The organism is Rhizobium sp. USDA 4016 (genome assembly GCF_056279705.1).
Genome location: NZ_JBWCCY010000004.1, coordinates 3,211,320 through 3,228,054, shown reverse-complemented (window position 1 = coordinate 3,228,054; position 16,735 = coordinate 3,211,320). Strand labels below are relative to the sequence as shown.

The following is a 16,735-nucleotide window of genomic DNA, read 5'->3' as shown; positions in this document are numbered from 1 at the left end:
ATCACTGGACGCCGGGTGGCTGCTGATTGATCAGCGGAACCGGCGAAATCACCGGGTTCGGCCAAGAGCCGCCGACGAAGAACGGCAGAACCGGCAACACTGCCTTCTTGGCGTCATCCGTCGCCTGCAGCGATCCGGAAAGGGCCAGTCCGTTGGATTCGTACGGGATGATGCCTGAAAGGGTCAGCGTCTCGTCTGCACCTTGAACGCTGACGCCGCGAAGCTCAGCCGAGCCATCCGCGAGAGTGGCAGCCACATCGATCCGATTGAATTCGAACGCGCGGCCCGAAACGGCGCTCAGCGGGAAAAATTTCTGTTGAGCGGCCTGGCTTCGGATGGCTTCGATGTCAAGGCCGGCGATCGAGCCCGCATTGCCGTGGAATGCCAGCTGTCCGCTCACGTCGGCAGCACCTGCCGTCCAGATCGGCTTGTTGGTTTTCAGCGAAATGTCGAGCGATCCATTCGCGAGCGGTAATGGGCCCTTCAACTGCAGCCGTTCGATCAGCCCAGCAAAATCGGCACCGCGGATCGAGACCTGCAGCTTGCCGCCGCCGTCGAAGTTCCCGCGCGTTGCCTCCAGATGCGCCGTCATCTCTCCGCCTTCGAACTGGCTGTCGCCGATATCGAATTTGGCTTCGTTGCTGGAAACGATGATGCTTGCCCCGACATCAGAGAGCTGGAAGGGCGGAAGCTGCATTTCCTTGGCGGAGAGCCTGAGGTCGACATCAAGCTTCTGCAGCAGACCGCCATCTTCCGGCGCGCCCGCTTCGCCGGCGGCCAGGCGCAGAGTAAAGGCGTCGAAGAAGGGCTTGAGGTTCATACGGTCGAAGGCCAGCGTGCCGCCAAGTCTTGCCCGCGCGTTTGTGCCAATGGAGATGTCCATGACGCCGGTTGCATTCGCATCGTTGAGCCCAAGCGCGACTTCGTTGAAGCGCAGGCCGTTGGCGGCCGAAAATATGTCGCTCTCGATCGAAAACGATCTCAGCGTCTCAACGTCCGGAATGGATTTGCCGGACCAGGCCAAAAGCGCCGGCAGGTCGGGAATATTGACCGACATGTTGCCGGATAGTCCGGCAAGACCTGAGATGCCGCCGATACCGGTGAATTCTGCCGTCACGAGCCTGGAGGTGAGTGCGGTTTTGATCTGAGCAACCTTGCCGCCGAAGATCAGCAGCGGGCTACCGGACGAGAAGTCGAGCTTCAAATCTTGCCCGCTCGTTCTCGCAATCAGCACCGCCGTCATCGGGCTTGAAAGCCGCGGCCAGGTGATATCGGCAGTCACGCCTTCGAAATGATAGGTCTTTCCGCTTGCAAGATCGGCGACATTGAGCGTGCCGTCTTCGACGGTGATCGCACCGATCGTCGCATCAAGCCTTTGATCGAGGACTTCGGCTCCACCTTCCTGGCGCGCGCTGGTGATCGCCTTCGCAAGCTGCCCGGCATAGGTCCAGTCGATCAGCCCCTGTTGGTCGCGCGTGAGGGAAAGATTGGGGCGCAGCAGGTGGAATTCATGAAAGCGGGCGCTGCCGCGGATGGCGTCGAGGAGGCTGAAATCGGCCGAAAGGCTCTCGATCGTGCCGAGCAGCTTGTTGCCGCGGCTCTCGGGCTGGCGGATGGTGATCTGGTTCAGCGTAATGCGCGGTGTCGGCCAGAATTCGAGAACCGGCGTGCCCTTGATTTCGGCCTGATAGCCGGTCCATTTCGACAATACGTCCTCGATGCCGGAGCGCACCAATGCGCTCGAAACGAGGTAAGGGGCGGCAACACGAAACGCCACGAAAATGATGGCGACGAAAAGGATCAGGCTGGTTGCAATTCGAGCGAAACCCGGCAGCCAGCGGGAAACGGGTATCATCTTGCGTCGCCATTTTGGTTGTCTTGACGTACCCATAAGCTCCGCCAGTATTTTCAGCTGCTTATCCGTTAGCTATCGATTTCGCCGGATATATGAAACGAAAGATATATGCAAATCTCGGTGAGCCTGCGTCCGAAAGCGATGCACACTTTATAATGCGGTGCAGCATGGTATATAGCGGATAATAGGGGAGGAGATTAAATGAGTGACACCGTGCCGCTTTGGGTGCCTTCGAAAGAGTCGATTGAGGCAAGCCCGATGCATGCCTTCGTGCAGCGCTGCAACGCCGAGTTTGGTCAAGAGTTCGAGACCTATCTGGACCTTCATGCCTGGTCGATCGATGAGCCCGAAAAGTTCTGGACCTCGGTTTGGGCGTTTTGCGGTGTGAAGGGGGAGCAGGGCGCACGAGCGCTCGCCGACGGTGATCTCATGCTCAAGGCTCGTTTCTTTCCTGATGCGAAGCTGAACTTCGCCGAGAACCTGCTCTCGAGCGAAGGGCCGGCTGACGCGATCGTCTTCCGCGGCGAGGACAAGGTGGAATATCGCTGGTCGTGGGACCGGCTGCATGCTCTCGTATCCCAGCTGCAGCAAGCCTACCGCGCGCTCGGCATTGGCGAGGGGGATCGCATCGCCGCGATGATGCCCAACATGCCGGAGACGGTCGCCTGCATGCTGGCCGCCGCCTCGATCGGTGCCATATGGTCGTCCTGTTCACCGGATTTCGGCGAACAGGGCGTGCTCGACCGCTTCGGCCAGATCGGCCCCAAGCTCTTCATTGCCTGCGACGCCTATTGGTATGGCGGCAAGCTGCAGGATGTGAAGGCGAAGGTTGCTTCGGTCGCAAGGAGCCTCGGTGCGCCGGTCGTGATTGTCCACTATGCCGGCGATGCCGCAGCGGTTGCGAGCGAGACCCCGAAGGCCAAGACGCTGGAAGAATTCATCAAACCTTACCAGCCAAAAGCCGTCGAGTTCGTGAGGCTTCCCTTCGCGCATCCGCTTTATATTCTCTTCTCCTCCGGCACCACCGGCGTGCCGAAATGCATCGTTCATTCCGCTGGCGGCACGCTATTGCAGCATCTGAAGGAGCATGTGCTGCATTGCGGCCTGAAGCGTGGCGAGAGGCTCTTCTATTTCACCACATGCGGCTGGATGATGTGGAACTGGCTTGTGAGCGGCCTTGCGGTGGGTGTCACGCTTTGCCTGTTCGACGGCTCGCCCTTCGCCCCGGACGGCAATGTGCTCTTCGACTATGCGCAGGCTGAAGACTTCGCGGTCTTCGGCACTTCCGCGAAATATATCGACGCGGTGCGCAAGGGCGGGCTGACGCCGCGCACCACCCATGATCTTTCGAGCCTGCGTCTCATGACATCCACGGGATCGCCGCTTTCGCCCGAAGGCTTCACTTTCGTCTATGAAGGCATCAAGGAAGACATCCAGCTAGCCTCCATCTCGGGCGGCACGGATATCGTCTCGTGCTTCGTGCTGGGCAATCCGCTGCAGCCGGTCTGGCGCGGCGAAATCCAGGGGGCGGGCCTCGGCCTTGCCGTCGACGTATGGGACGATGAAGGCAAGCCTGTGCGCCAGCAGAAGGGCGAACTGGTCTGCACCAAGGCCTTCCCGTCGATGCCGGTCGGCTTCTGGAACGATCCGGACGGCGCGAAATACAAAGCGGCCTATTTCGAGCGCTTCGAAAATATCTGGTGCCATGGCGATTTCGCCGAATGGACGGAGCATGGCGGCCTTGTCATTCATGGCCGCTCCGACGCGACGCTCAACCCCGGCGGTGTGCGCATCGGCACCGCCGAGATCTACAATCAGGTCGAGCAGATGGAAGAGGTGGCCGAAGCGCTCTGCATCGGCCAGGATTGGGAAGACGACGTCCGGGTGGTGCTTTTCGTTCGCCTCGCGCCGGGCGCCGCATTGACGGACGACCTCGTCAAGGCCATCAAGACCCGCATCCGCACCGGGGCCTCGCCGCGCCATGTGCCGGCGAAGATCATCGCGGTCCGCGATATTCCGCGCACCAAATCCGGCAAGATCGTCGAGCTTGCGGTGCGCGAGGTCGTGCATGGGCGGCCGGTGAAAAACAAGGAGGCGCTCGCCAATCCCGAGGCGCTCGACCTTTTCGTCGGGCTCGAGGAATTGCGCGTCTGATTTCAATCAAATGCACCGCAAACTATAGGTTATCGTTTGATAGTTTCCGTCGCCTGGAAACCTTTCGTTAAGAAAGGTTGGTCAAAGGTAAAAGAAGTTGGGGCTGCGCATGAACGAAGCAGCTTGCCTGCGGGCTCCCGAAACATGATGTTGATCGACTAAGCTCTTGTTGAACAGCACCAAATTCCAGGCAGCCATTCGTGGCTGCCTTTTTTTGATTCAGCCTGCCAGCACGCGCTGTGACGGGAAGGTGACCTCAACCAGCGTGCCCTCGTTCGGGGCCGAATTGATCGAGAAGATTGCCCGGTTTGCATCCACCATCGCCTTGGTCAGCGGCAAGCCGAGACCCGTACCGTCGCCGCGGTGGCGCGACTGGGCGGAAACCTGCCGGAACGGCTTCATCGCTTGGTCGAGTTCGCTGCGCGTCATGCCGATGCCGGTATCGCGCACACGCAGCACGACGCTGCCATTCGCTTCATATGACGTTGAAACCACGATCTGACCGCCTGACGGCGTGAAGCGGATGGCGTTGGAAAGGATGTTGAGGGCGATCTGCTTGACGGAGCGGAGATCGGCAACGACATTCGGCACCGACTGCGACAGCGCCGTGCGGATTATGACGCGTTGTCCGTTTGCCTGCGGCTGGACCAGAGCCACGGCCTCCGAAATCGCCTCGTTGAGGCCGACGGATACGAAATCGAGATCCATCTCGCCCGCTTCGATCTTCGAGATATCGAGCAGATCGTTGACAATATCGAGAACATGGCGGCCCGAGCGGCCGATGTCGTTCGCATATTCGATGTAGCGCGGATGGCCGATCGGTCCGAAGCGCTCGCTCGCCATCATGTCCGAGAAGCCGATGATGGCGTTGAGCGGCGTGCGGATTTCATGGCTGATGCGCGCCAGGAAATCCGTTTTGTGGGCATTCGCCGTTTCGGCGGCGCCCTTCGCATTGCGAAGCTCGTCCTCGGTGCGCTTCCACTGGGTGATGTCGCGGATGACGGCGCAATAGCCGCTCGAGGAGGTGAGCCGGCCCATGGTCATGAACAGCGGAACAAAGCCGCCAGATGACTCGCGGCCGATCACCTCACGCCCGTCGTTCAGAACGCTTGCGACGCCATGGCCAGAAAGGCCGTTCAGATAGTCGAGCACCGCCTTCTGGCTCTCATGCGCAAAGAGCATCACGAAGGGTTTGCCGCGGGTCTCTTCCTCATCATAGTTGAAAAGCGCGCTTGCCGAGCGGTTCATCGATCGGATGTCGCCTTCTGCGCCGATGACGACCACGCCGTCCGTCGCCGTTTCCAGGATGGAGCGAAGTTCTTCCACCTCGACCTGCAGCTTGGCGACCTTTTCGACCATGCGGTCGGAACGGATGTCCGGACGGGTTTCTTCGTTCTGAGCCGGCGCGACGTCGCTTCCCTCGACAGGCATCAGCGCCAGCATGAGCGCGCTGGATTCTTCCCAGCGGATCGATTGCAGGCGGGCGGTGACCGGTACGAGCGAGTCGTCGGCCGTCACGAGCACCATTGCGCCCGGGCGTCCCGCTTTTTCATCCAAGTCGCGGCGTTGAAGCAGCGCGTCAATCCCACCTACATCGCTGAGATCCTCAAGCGAAGCATAGCCGGTCAGACGCATGAATTCGGGATTGGCGTGGATCAGCGCATCGCCGGCATGGACGAGCACGGCAACCGGCAACTGGTCGACGGTGTTGGCCGATAGCCCGTCCGTCATCTTCACCCGCGGCGGGATGGCACTGTGCAGCACTTCGATCGGGCTGAAGGTTTCGTGCAGGCCCTCGGTGGCGTCGTCCTCACTCGGCTCGGGCGTTTCGACGTGCTCTTCCGCTCGCTCCGCTGCATCGGCCGGTTCTTCGGCGGCCGTGCTCGCGCTCTCGAAGATTGCCTCGTTCGGCTCGCCTTCGGATGCAGCTCCTGCCGGCTCTGTGGTAGCCGGGCTCTCTGCAGCATCGGGCTCGGCGGGAGCCGGCTCATCGTCGCGAACGCCGAAAGCCTCCAGGCGTTTGGCGATCTCGCGGAAGTTTGCCTGCTCGGCCGCGCTCAGCGTCGGGCCTGCACCATGGAGTTGAACGATCTTGTCCGTCAGCCGGCGGCTCGGCGTTTCCACCACGCGCAGGACTGGCGGCTCTTCGCGAGGCACGGTTTCGGAGGCTGCCTCGGGCTCAGGTGCGGCTTCCGGCACTTCCGGCTGGGGCTGCACGTCGGATGCCTCCGGAGCAGCCTCTTCCGGCGGCTGTTCGAGGCTGGCCGTGTCGCGGCCGAAGGCATCGGCGCCGAGGGTCAGACCGAGCGCCAGCGGATCCTCGGTGGCATCGGAAAGCCGGACAACGCCGAAGCCGCGGAAGCCGTCGAACTCCCGGCTGCGCGTATAGGTCGGCAGCGCGGCGAGATCGACGGGAACGGTCAGGCTCGTCCCCTCGATCGGCCAATGGATCGTCTTGCCTGACCATGTGTCCCGGCGCTCGAGTGCTTCGGCGATCTTGCCTTCGGGATCGAGGTTGAAGAGTGCCGCAATGTCGGTAAAGGCAACGCCGATGATATTGGCTGCGTGTGGACCAACGGCGTCGGCGAATTCACCCGACACTTCGCTGAAGTGGCCGTCGGCGTCGATCTTCCACACAAAGCGCGTCGCGCGGCTGTTTGGCTTGAACGCAAAGCCGTTTGCTGTCGGCGGGGCGGCGACCTTGTCTTGGCCGTCATCTTCGGTTTCGTGCCCCGGATTGCTACCGGCAGGTTCGATCTCGCGCCGCACCTCGGCATCGGCAGGCTCTGTGCCGGTCTCCGCGTCTACCGTATCGTCGCCGGCCGGCTCAGCGCGGTCGGTAAGCGGCATCTCGGGTTCGGACAGGATAAGCTCTTCGGGTTCTTCGTGGTCGATGAGCGGCTCATCTGCGGCTTCCGCTACGGGCTTAGTTTCCTCGCCGTCGACAATTTCCAGCCCTTCTTCGACGTCCTCGATATGCGCAACTGCATTGAGCGCGTCGTCGAATTTCGCGCCCTTCGGCTCGTCGATATGGTTAACGGCGGCTGTGGATAACGGCTCTTCCGGCGCTGCCGCGTCGATCGGGTCGAGATTGCCAAGCACGGTTTCGACGGCAAAGAGAAGATTGAGCGCCGGTTCGTCGCTGAGCTTGCCGACGGCAGCGGGCAGGTAACCCTTGCCGGTTGCGACCGGCCGCTTGACGAGCCGGTCGGGATGGGCGCCTGCAAGGTTCGTCAGCGTCTTGGCGGTCTGCTGGGTGATGCCGAGCGACGCAAAGCCGGGCGAGGACGCAATGACGTCGCCTTCCGCGCCGATCACGGCCATATGCGTATCGGGATCGTCGAGCCCCTGTAGCATTCTCGCTGCGGTTTCTGTGGCAGGAAGCGGTTGTGAAGAAACGGGAACCGAGAACAAAATGCCGCGCTCGCCGGACGAAAGCCCGATCATTTCGGCCGTTGCTTGGGCCGGAGCCCGCTGGAAGCCTTTGGCGATCCGGATCACTAGGCTTCTGGTGTCGCCGATCGCGGCGAGCTGGCGAGCGGTCGTCTCGATCTGGCGGAAGGTGATGTCGCTGCGATTCACGCCCTGATCGAGAAGATCATAGACGGCGGTCTGGCTGAAGAGTTCCGCGCCGGCGCCATTGGCCCAGAGCAGGCGGGAAAGGTCGGCCGAGAAAAGCACCATTGCTTCGCCACGCGAAAAGCGTTCCCGCACCCGTTGATGCACGGCAATGTCGATGAACGGGTATTGGACTGCGGGCATGTCGGAACCTTGTCCCTTTCGGCCTCTTGAAAAATTAACAGTCTATTAATAACGACGCGCCGGAAATGGGTCCAGCGTGGGGGTCGGGTTTCGGGTGGAAAGGTTAATTCGTTGTGCGACGCACAATTATGTTGCAATGCACAATGGAATGCCTTATATAAGATATATCCAAACTATGCAGGCGTTATCCGCCTGAACCCAAGGAGCTTAATTCGATGGCTAACATAAAGATCGACGACGTTTTTTCAATGTCCTCCTTCGACCCGTCCAAGTTCGCCGAATCCTTCCGCGACTTCGCGGAAAAAGGCGCCCAGCAGTCGCGTGAGGCCTATGCAAAGATGAAGGCCGCCGGCGAAGATGCCGGCAAGACCCTCGAAGCCACGGTTCAGACCGCGCAGGCCGGCACGGTCGAAATCGGCCTGAAGGCGATCGACGCACTCCGCACGAACGCTGAAAATTCCCTCTCGCACATGGAAGCTCTGCTCGGTGTGAAGTCGATTGCAGAACTCGTCGAACTTCAGACCGCTTTCCTGCGCAAGCAGGCGGAACTGACCGTCGAGCAAGCGAAGTCGATGCAGGAAACCTCCAAGCAGGTTGCCGAGAAGCTCGCAAAGCCCAGCAAGGAAGCCGCCGAAAAGGTCATGGCCTCCTTTAAGGCTGCCTGATCCCATACGGGTGCAATCAAACAAAAGGCTGGACCGTATGTCCGGCCTTTTTGTACATTGAGGGGAGATAGGACTTGAATTAATTTCCAAGTCCTCGTATGTGACCCCCGTCGCGCCGGGCGCGATTTGTGCGGTTGTAGCTCAGTTGGTTAGAGCGCAGGTTTGTGGCACCTGAGGTCGGTGGTTCGAGACCACCCAACCGTACCATTCCTCTCAAAAAACCGAAATTCGGCAGATCCACTTCGGCCGTCCGGCTTGTTATCTGCTGAACTATTGCCCTCTGGCACCGGCTCCCTATCTAGCCACCGCAGCGCAGGTAAACTTTGTGTTATATTGCGTTGCAAAATGTGAGCCGGAATGTCATTTTGTGCCGGGGGTTACATCAGAGTGCTTTTAGAAGGAGACTTTAATGTCCATTTCTCTCAAGAATCTGGATGAATCCAAAGCGACGGTGGTTTCCGCGATGAACGTTGCCGCCGAGGTCAGGAAAGCGCGTGAGGCCGTTGGGTACAGCGTAGATGATCTGGCGGTCACCTGTGGCCTCGTCACCAATGAAATCATCGAAATCGAAAATGGGGAAAATGCAGATCCTGCAAAATTGCGGCGCATTGCTGCCGCCTTGCAGGTTCCGCCGTCCGATTTCGTTCCTCTGTAAGGCTACACTGTGAACGAACTAAAAAGCCGGTCAAATTTTGACCGGCTTTTTTTCGGCTTTGCGCCATGCCGTCCGAAATGATGGAACCTGCCCATCCTCCCGCCGTTTTACAGGTGACGGGAGAGAATGAGAATGTCAAAAACGCTTCTTTACGGTGCAACCAAGGTCGAGGAGACGGACGGCGCTCAGGCGCCGGTCGCAAGTCTCGAAGAGTTCCGGTGGAAGAGCCGGGTTCTGGTCATTTTCGCCGACAGGGACAATAGTCGCGCTGCGCGCCAGGAAAACCAGCTGCTTGCCGATCGCACCGGCTTGGGCGAGCGCGACATGGTCGTTTTCAAGATTTCCGGCAGCACCGTCAAGCCGATCTTCGGCGCAGGCGGCAATCTGAATGAAGGGGCGCTTCGAAAGGAGCTTGGGGCTCCCGAGACTGGTGAATTCGGAGCCGCCCTTGTCGGCAAGGATGGGACGGTGAAGCTCAAGGTGAGCGAGCCGGTGAGCAACGGCGAACTCTTTGCCATCATCGACAGCATGCCGATGCGTGCGGCCGAAGCCCTCAAACCCGACAAGTGAGCTCGAAGACGGAAGGAGCAGGATGTCCGTTCCCAACGAACCTATCCCCGATCAGCCGCCGATGCCCGGGCCTGGCTGGAAACCGGAGCCGCCCGTCAAGGAGCCGGATCCCGATCGCCTGCCGGATGAGACGCCCAATCCCAATCCGGACGAAAACGAAGAGCCTCCAAAGCAGGCCGGCGGTTAGAGAAATATCTGCCGTTCCGCACCGACCAGTTCCTGAAGAAAGTCGGCGACGGTGCGTACACGCACCAGATCGCGGGCGCTCTCGTGATAGGTCGTCCAGTAGGCACGCCGGATCGAGACATCGGGCAGTATACGAACCAGTTCGTCATACTGCCGGGCGATGTAGTCGTGCAAGATTCCGATACCGGCGCCGGAACGCACCGCTTCGGTCTGACCGGTCGCCGAGGAGATCTCAAAGCCAGCGCTCCAGTTGCGCATGACCTCGCCGGTGAAATTCAGCGATTGAGAGAAAAGCAGGTCCTCGACATAACCGATGCGGCGATGCTGCTTGAGCGCCTCGTTGTTGTCGGGCAGGCCGTTTTGTTCGGCGTAACCGCGCGAGGCGTAGAGCCCCAGCGTATAGTCGGTCAGCTTCGAAGATACGAGCCGACCCTGTTCGGGCCGTTCCAGCGTGATGGCGATGTCCGCCTCGCGTTGCGAGAGTGAAAAGGAGCGCGGCACTGGCACCAACTGGATTTTCAGCTCCGGATGACGCTCGATCAGCCGTCCGATACGCGGGGCCAAAAAGGAAACGCCGAAGCCGTCCGGCGCCCCGACGCGGACCGTGCCAGCGATAGCCGTGTCTGTGCGGCCGAGGTTGGCCTGCGCGGCGAGCATTTCCGTCTCCATCCGCTCTGCCGAGGCGAGGAACACTTCGCCTTCGGCAGTCAGTTCGCAGCCATTGGTGCGGCGAGTGAAGAGGCGAGTCTTTAGTGCCTCCTCGAGCGACGTCACGCGCCGCGAGAGGGTGGCGTGGTTAAGCCCCAGCCGCTTGGAGGCGGCAAGGATCTGCCCGGTTCTCGCTACGGCGAGGAAGATGCGGACGTCGTCCCAGTTCATGTCCTTAAGTCCTTGCCTAAGTCCCGAACCTCCGTCGCCAAGTGATCGCCGGTCTTAGCGCGCAGAATGACGGGATCGACATCAATGAGTGACAGCGACCTGACCATGCGGGCGGTTGACGTCTTGTACTTGAGGAAATGCGCCGTCTGGAGATGCGCTTCGTAGTCCTCCTGGCTGGCATAGACTTCGAAGATGCAGATTTTTTCCGGACGATCCTTGATCGAGACCGCGTATAGGGTCAGCACGCCTCGTTCGGACGTGATCGACGCCTCGATTTCTTCAGCCAGGAGCGCACGATAGGCATGGAGCTCCGCAGGGTCTATCTCCAGTTCCGCCATTCTCACGACACGTTTGCCGCTCATCGATGGACGACCTCCTCTTGCGTTCGGCCTCTTGCGCGCGCGGCTGTCCAGGGTTGCGCCTTGGAGAAGGCCCGCTGGAGGAGTGCACGCACGTTAGGGCTTCGATTTTTGCACAACGGTTGCTTATCGCATTGCATTGATTTGTGCAAATTGAAGTGCGATGATGCGCTATCAACGGAAATCAAGAGGAGGCACATCCATGCGTGAGATCGGTCATTTTATTGGCGGCAAGCATGTTGGGGGCAAAAGCGGCCGCAGCAGCAATGTCTACAACCCGGCAACCGGTGAGGTTCAGGCGACGGTGGCGCTCGCAAGCGTCGAGGAAATCCGTGCCGCGGTCGAAAACGCCAAGGCGGCGCAGCCAAAGTGGGCCGCAACCAATCCGCAGCGCCGCGCCCGCGTCTTCTTCAAGTTCGTGGAACTCTTGAACAAGCATATGGACGAGCTTGCCGAGCGTGCTCTCCAGGGAGCACGGCAAGACCGTTGAAGACTCCAAGGGCGATATCGTCCGCGGTCTTGAAGTCTGCGAGTTCGTCTGCGGTATCCCGCATTTGCAAAAGGGCGAATTCACCGAAGGCGCAGGTCCGGCGATCGACATGTATTCCCTGCGCCAGGCCGTTGGCATTGGCGCTGGCATCACGCCATTCAACTTCCCAGCCATGATCCCGATGTGGATGTTTGCGCCGGCAATCGCCTGCGGCAACGCCTTCATCCTCAAGCCCTCCGAGCGCGACCCGTCCGTTCCTCTGCGTCTGGCCGAACTGATGATCGAAGCCGGACTTCCGGCCGGCATCCTGAACGTCGTCAACGGCGACAAGGCCGCCGTCGATGCGATCCTGACGGACCCGGATATCGGCGCCGTCACCTTCGTCGGTTCCACGCCGATCGCCCGTTACGTCTATGGCACCGCCGCCATGAACGGCAAGCGTGCCCAGTGCTTCGGCGGCGCGAAGAACCACATGATCATCATGCCGGATGCCGACTTGGACCAGGCCGTCAACGCGCTGATGGGCGCAGGCTACGGTTCGGCTGGCGAACGCTGCATGGCGATCTCGGTTGCGGTTCCCGTCGGTGAGGAAACCGCAAACCGCCTCGTCGAGAAGCTGACCCCGAAGATCGAGTCGCTTCGCATCGGCCCCTATACCGATGAGAAGGCCGACATGGGACCGCTCGTCACCAAGGAAGCCTATGCCCGCGTCAATAGCCTGATCGATCGCGGCGTCGAGCAGGGCGCGAAACTCGTCGTCGACGGCCGTGGCTTCAAGCTGCAGGGTTATGAAGACGGCTATTTCGTCGGCGGTTCGCTCTTCGATCACGTCACGCCGGACATGGATATCTACAAGACCGAAATCTTCGGACCTGTGCTTTCAGTCGTTCGCGCCAAGAACTACGAAGAGGCCCTCGATCTGCCGATGAAGCACGAATATGGCAACGGCGTCGCCATCTATACCCGCGACGGCGATGCCGCCCGCGACTTCGCCTCGCGCATCAATATTGGCATGATCGGCATCAACGTCCCGATCCCGGTTCCGCTCGCCTACCACTCCTTCGGCGGCTGGAAGGCCTCCAGCTTCGGCGACCTCAACCAGCACGGTACGGACTCGATCAAGTTCTGGACCAAGACCAAGACCGTCACCGCCCGCTGGCCGTCAGGCATCAAGGACGGCGCTGAATTCGTCATGCCGACGATGAAGTAGTATCGAAAAGCAAGTTATTACCGATTGGGGGCCGCGGCCCCCAATTTTGCGATTTTAAGTTGTTAAATTTGCATACGTGCTTCTCAACATGAGGAAGAGTGGCTAGTTTTCGCCCAGCCGATCGCAGGTCCGTCGACCTCATGAGAAGGTCCGGTATGGACCCGGCCGCGATCGTGCGCTTTTTCGATATGATCGAGACGAAGCTCGGCGACCACTCCGAAACCAGCATGCTCTCCACCCACCCGGTACGCCAGAGAGGAAAGAGGCCATCCTGAAATACGCCGGAAACGCCGACTGAAATGGCGCGGCCGTGGCTGGCGGTGCAAACGTGAATGTAAATTTCATATTTTGGAATTGTTCAAAACTACGAAAGCCACTATATAGCATCCATCCGGGTATCCAGCCCACGCGATTCAGGAGAACGGCATGCGATTGACGAAGCAGACCAACTATGCGGTTCGCATGTTGATGTATTGCGCTGCCAATGAAGGACATCTGAGCCGGATTCCCGAAATTGCCAAGGCATACGGGGTTTCTGAACTCTTTCTATTCAAGATTCTGCAGCCGCTGAATAAGGCGGGCCTGGTCGAAACCGTCCGGGGCCGCAACGGTGGCGTCCGGCTCGGCAAACCGGCGAAGGAGATCAGCCTCTTCGACGTCGTCAAAGTGACCGAAGACAGCTTTGCGATGGCCGAGTGCTTCGAAGACGGCGCGGTCGAATGCCCGCTGGTCGACAGCTGCGGTCTGAACACGGCGCTGCGCAAGGCGCTCAACGCCTTCTTCGACGTGCTGGCCGAATATTCGATCGACGATCTCGTGAGGGCGCGCCCGCAGATCAACTTCCTTCTCGGCCTGACTGGCGAAGGTTACCGCAAACCCGCCATCAGCGCTCCGGCTGCCTGACGCCTGACACGTAATAGTCGAATATGCTCATTGACCGCAGCTGCAGCATGCAGCTGCGGTTTTTGCGTTTAGCTCCTCCAGATTGAATGCCGAGAGGCAATTTCGCGTATCCAAAAACCGCGAAATTATACCAAAAGCGACAAAAACTCAGCTTCTTACGTCCGATTATTTCCAAATGAGGCCGATTTTTGACGGAAAATTTCTAAAGTTGTCCAACTGGAAAAATTTTCTGCGGATACCGTTGCTTTCAGCAAATAAATATCGTTCCATCGGCCCGCTGATCGGGAATATTTGTGCTCGATCTCGAAAGATCAAAAAAGAACAAACCTGGGAAACAAAATTATGAAAAAGCTCTCCGTCCTGCTGGCAGCGACGGCCCTGGCTTCGGTCATGGCGACGTCGGCCTGGTCAAAAACCCTTGTCTATTGCTCTGAAGGTTCGCCGGAAGGCTTCGATCCGGGCCTCTACACCGCAGGCACGACCTTCGACGCGACCTCGCGCACGGTCTACAACCGCCTCGTCGAATTCAAGCACGGCAGCACCGAGATCGAGCCGGGTCTTGCTGAAAGCTGGACCGTTTCCGACGACGGCACGGTCTATACCTTCAAGCTGCGGTCGGGCGTCAAGTTCCAGACGACCGAGTTCTTCACGCCGACGCGCGATCTCAACGCCGACGACGTCATCTTCTCCTTCGAGCGCCAGCTGAAGGCCGACAATCCGTGGAACAAGTATGTCGAAGGCGGTTCTTACGAATACGCCGCCGGCATGGGCTTCCCGGAGCTCATCAAGTCGATCGAGAAGGTCGACGACCTGACGGTCAAGTTCACCCTGGCGCATCCTGAAGCGCCCTTCATGGCCGACCTCGCCATGGACTTTGCTTCGATCCTGTCGAAGGAATATGCCGACAAGCTCGCGGCTGACGGCAAGATGAACCAGATGAACCAGATGCCGCTCGGCACCGGTCCGTTCACCTTCGTCGCCTACCAGCCGGATGCCGTCATCCGCTACAAGGCCAACGAGAGCTACTTCAAGGGCAAGGAAAAGATTGACGATCTCGTTTTCGCGATCACCTCCGACGCTGCCGTCCGCGCGCAGAAGCTGAAGGCCGGCGAATGCCACATCATGCCGTACCCGAATGCTGCCGACGTAGCCGAATTGAAGAAGGACGAGAACCTGACCGTTATGGAACAGGCCGGCCTCAACGTTTCCTACGTTGCCTACAACACGCTGATCCCGCCGTTCGACAAGGTTGAAGTCCGCAAGGCTCTCAACATGGCGATCAACAAGCAGGCGATTATCGATGCCGTCTTCCAGGGCGCTGCAGCGATTGCCAAGAACCCGATCCCGCCGACGATGTGGTCGTATAACGATGCCGTCGAAGACGACAAATATGATCCGGATGCGGCAAAGAAGATGCTTGCCGATGCCGGCGTCAAGGATCTCAAGATGAAGCTCTGGGCGATGCCCGTCTCGCGTCCGTACATGCTGAATGCTCGCCGCGCAGCTGAACTGATGGAGGCCGACCTCGCAAAGATCGGCGTCGAAGTCGAGATCGTGACCCATGAATGGGCCGAGTACCTGAAGCTCTCCTCCGCCAAGGACCGTGACGGTGCCGTCATCCTCGGCTGGACCGGCGACAATGGCGATCCGGACAACTTCATGGACACGCTCCTCGGCTGCGACGCTGTCGGCGGCAACAACCGCGCGCAATGGTGCAACAAGGAATTCGACGACCTGATGACCAAGGCCAAGACGACGGCAGATGTTGCCGAGCGCACCAAGGCCTACGAGCAGGCTCAGCTGATCTTCAAGAAGGAAGCTCCCTGGGCAACGCTCGACCATTCGCTCGTCTTCATTCCGGTCAGCAAGAAGGTTTCCGGCTTCGTCCAGGATCCGCTCGGCTACCACCGCTTCGACGGCGTCGACATTTCCGAATAACAAGAATTATGCAAGAATGCCCGGCTAACGCCGGGCTGGCCGGCGGTCAGGCTCCCTGACCGCCGGAAACTATTGGAACATCTGCCATGTTGCGATTTCTCATCGGGCGCCTCGCGGTCCTGATCCCAACATTCCTCGGCGTCACGCTCATTGCCTTCTCGTTCATCCGCATGCTTCCCGGCGATCCCGTCATGCTTCTGTCGGGTGAACGCGTGATGGCGCCTGAGCGTCACGCCCAGATCATGCACGATCTCGGTTTCGACCGGCCCATGTACATTCAGTACTTCGATTACCTCGGCAAGGTGCTGCAGGGCGACTTTGGAACGTCGATCGTCACGAAGCGCCCGGTTCTCGGTGATTTTGGCGCGCTCTTCCCGGCAACGCTCGAGCTCTCGCTTTGTGCCATTCTTCTCGCGGTCTGTCTTGGCGTGCCCGCCGGCGTGTTTGCCGCCGTCAAGCGAGGCACGTGGTTCGACCAAAGCGTGATGGGGATCGCCCTTGTCGGCTATTCGATGCCGATCTTCTGGTGGGGCCTGCTGCTCATCATCTTTTTCTCCGGCTATCTCGGCTGGACGCCCGTTTCGGGCCGCATCTCGCTCATGTATTTCTTCAAGCCGGTCACCGGCTTCATGCTGATCGACAGCCTGCTGTCGGGGCAGGCGGGCGCCTTCCGCTCCGCCGTCAGCTATCTCATTCTGCCGACGATCGTGCTTGCCACCATTCCGCTTGCCGTCATCGCGCGCCAGACCCGCTCGGCGATGCTCGAAGTGCTTGGCGAAGACTATGTGCGTACTGCCCGCTCCAAGGGTTTGAAGCCGCTTCGGGTCGTTGGCGTGCATGCGCTGCGCAATGCCATGATACCGGTTGTGACGACCATCGGTCTGCAAATCGGCGTCCTGCTCGCGGGCGCGATCCTGACCGAGACGATCTTTTCCTGGCCCGGCATCGGCAAGTGGATGGTCGATTCGGTGTTCAAGCGGGACTATGCGGTCGTCCAGGGTGGTCTTCTGCTGATCGCCGGCATCATCATGCTGGTCAATCTGATCGTCGACATCACCTACGGCTTCATCAACCCACGTATTCGGCACTAGGAGCGGTCCCGTGAGTAC

At 59.8% G+C, this 16,735-nt stretch carries 12 protein-coding genes, 1 tRNA gene and 2 pseudogenes; 11 read left to right on the top strand and 4 right to left on the bottom strand.

The window, feature by feature from the left end:
* Position 1: 1 nt before the first annotated feature.
* On the bottom strand, positions 2-1,891 hold the full coding sequence (locus tag ACZ9DP_RS31660; protein ID WP_476204650.1) for an AsmA family protein: 1,890 nt from the start codon (positions 1,889-1,891) through the stop codon (positions 2-4).
* Between the two features lie 165 nt (positions 1,892-2,056).
* Between ACZ9DP_RS31660 and ACZ9DP_RS31655 the strand changes: the two genes are divergently transcribed.
* Positions 2,057-4,009 (top strand): acetoacetate--CoA ligase, encoded by a 1,953-nt coding sequence (locus ACZ9DP_RS31655; protein WP_239595460.1) that lies wholly within the window; start codon positions 2,057-2,059, stop codon positions 4,007-4,009.
* Between the two features lie 219 nt (positions 4,010-4,228).
* Here the strand turns inward: ACZ9DP_RS31655 and ACZ9DP_RS31650 are convergent, their stop codons facing one another.
* Entirely contained in the window at positions 4,229-7,771 is a 3,543-nt protein-coding gene (locus ACZ9DP_RS31650; RefSeq protein ID WP_476204648.1) for an ATP-binding protein, read from the bottom strand.
* A 215-nt stretch (positions 7,772-7,986) separates the two neighbouring features.
* Between ACZ9DP_RS31650 and ACZ9DP_RS31645 the strand changes: the two genes are divergently transcribed.
* The 5 genes from ACZ9DP_RS31645 (at position 7,987) to ACZ9DP_RS31625 (ending at position 9,848) form a co-directional block, all read left to right on the top strand.
* Positions 7,987-8,436, top strand: coding sequence for a phasin (locus tag ACZ9DP_RS31645; protein ID WP_039844018.1), 450 nt, complete (start codon positions 7,987-7,989; stop codon positions 8,434-8,436).
* A 130-nt stretch (positions 8,437-8,566) separates the two neighbouring features.
* Positions 8,567-8,643: transfer RNA gene (locus ACZ9DP_RS31640), tRNA-His, on the top strand.
* Positions 8,644-8,845: 202 nt separating this feature from the next.
* A complete protein-coding gene (locus ACZ9DP_RS31635; protein WP_022717225.1) occupies positions 8,846-9,091 on the top strand; it encodes a helix-turn-helix domain-containing protein in 246 nt (81 codons plus the stop codon).
* Between the two features lie 132 nt (positions 9,092-9,223).
* Entirely contained in the window at positions 9,224-9,661 is a 438-nt protein-coding gene (locus ACZ9DP_RS31630; protein ID WP_476204646.1) for a DUF4174 domain-containing protein, read from the top strand.
* A 22-nt stretch (positions 9,662-9,683) separates the two neighbouring features.
* The gene (locus tag ACZ9DP_RS31625; RefSeq protein ID WP_476204644.1) at positions 9,684-9,848 is read left to right on the top strand and encodes a hypothetical protein; all 165 of its coding nucleotides are present in this window, start codon (positions 9,684-9,686) and stop codon (positions 9,846-9,848) included.
* Here the strand turns inward: ACZ9DP_RS31625 and ACZ9DP_RS31620 are convergent.
* The gene (locus ACZ9DP_RS31620) at positions 9,845-10,726 is read right to left on the bottom strand and encodes a LysR family transcriptional regulator (RefSeq protein WP_092583573.1); all 882 of its coding nucleotides are present in this window, start codon (positions 10,724-10,726) and stop codon (positions 9,845-9,847) included. The two genes, ACZ9DP_RS31625 and ACZ9DP_RS31620, sit on opposite strands and share 4 nt — an antisense overlap.
* Positions 10,723-11,088 (bottom strand): putative quinol monooxygenase, encoded by a 366-nt coding sequence (locus ACZ9DP_RS31615; RefSeq protein WP_194729016.1) that lies wholly within the window; start codon positions 11,086-11,088, stop codon positions 10,723-10,725. The genes ACZ9DP_RS31620 and ACZ9DP_RS31615 overlap by 4 nt, the downstream gene beginning before the upstream one ends.
* A gap of 199 nt (positions 11,089-11,287) precedes the next feature.
* Between ACZ9DP_RS31615 and ACZ9DP_RS31610 the strand changes: the two are divergent.
* The 5 genes and pseudogenes from ACZ9DP_RS31610 to ACZ9DP_RS31590 all read left to right on the top strand — a co-directional run bounded on the left by ACZ9DP_RS31610 (position 11,288) and on the right by ACZ9DP_RS31590 (position 16,717).
* Positions 11,288-12,785 (top strand): annotated as a pseudogene (locus tag ACZ9DP_RS31610) (CoA-acylating methylmalonate-semialdehyde dehydrogenase).
* Between the two features lie 116 nt (positions 12,786-12,901).
* Positions 12,902-13,083 (top strand): annotated as a pseudogene (locus tag ACZ9DP_RS31605) (M48 family metalloprotease); the annotation flags it as partial.
* Positions 13,084-13,211: 128 nt separating this feature from the next.
* The gene (gene rirA, locus ACZ9DP_RS31600; protein WP_074066732.1) at positions 13,212-13,688 is read left to right on the top strand and encodes an iron-responsive transcriptional regulator RirA; all 477 of its coding nucleotides are present in this window, start codon (positions 13,212-13,214) and stop codon (positions 13,686-13,688) included.
* 342 nt (positions 13,689-14,030) lie between these two features.
* The gene (locus tag ACZ9DP_RS31595) at positions 14,031-15,626 is read left to right on the top strand and encodes an ABC transporter substrate-binding protein (protein ID WP_476204642.1); all 1,596 of its coding nucleotides are present in this window, start codon (positions 14,031-14,033) and stop codon (positions 15,624-15,626) included.
* An 86-nt stretch (positions 15,627-15,712) separates the two neighbouring features.
* Complete coding sequence (locus tag ACZ9DP_RS31590) at positions 15,713-16,717, top strand: ABC transporter permease subunit (RefSeq protein ID WP_476204641.1); 1,005 nt, start codon at positions 15,713-15,715, stop codon at positions 16,715-16,717.
* Positions 16,718-16,735 lie beyond the last annotated feature (18 nt).